This is a genomic window from Flavobacterium sp. FlaQc-48 (assembly GCF_044007335.1).
Classification (GTDB): domain Bacteria; phylum Bacteroidota; class Bacteroidia; order Flavobacteriales; family Flavobacteriaceae; genus Flavobacterium.
Genome location: NZ_JBIPCR010000077.1, coordinates 1 through 321, shown reverse-complemented (window position 1 = coordinate 321; position 321 = coordinate 1). Strand labels below are relative to the sequence as shown.

At 42.1% G+C, this 321-nt stretch carries 1 protein-coding gene; it reads right to left on the bottom strand.

Annotated elements, in window-relative coordinates; genetic code table 11:
• Positions 1-321: hypothetical protein (locus ACHRWY_RS27645; RefSeq protein WP_395359246.1), on the bottom strand; the 321-nt coding region annotated here is incomplete at both ends.

Sequence of the window (321 nt, the reverse complement as noted above, 5' to 3'; positions counted from 1 at the left end):
CTTCTTTATCGAAATCACCTTCAGGTACAACATAACCAACCAGACGCTTACTGCCAACTGTATCTTCCTTAGCCAGTACACAACATTGTGTTACTCCCGGTAAAGATGATAAGACATTCTCAATCTCTCCCAGCTCGATGCGATAACCGCGGATCTTAACCTGATCGTCTTTTCTGCCGATATATTCTATATTTCCATCCGGCAGCCAACGCGCTAAATCGCCTGTCTTATAAATTCGTTCACCTTCCTTAAATGGACTTACTATAAACTTCTCTTTAGTTAGTTCTTCCTTGTTCAAATAGCCTCTCGCTACCTGAACAC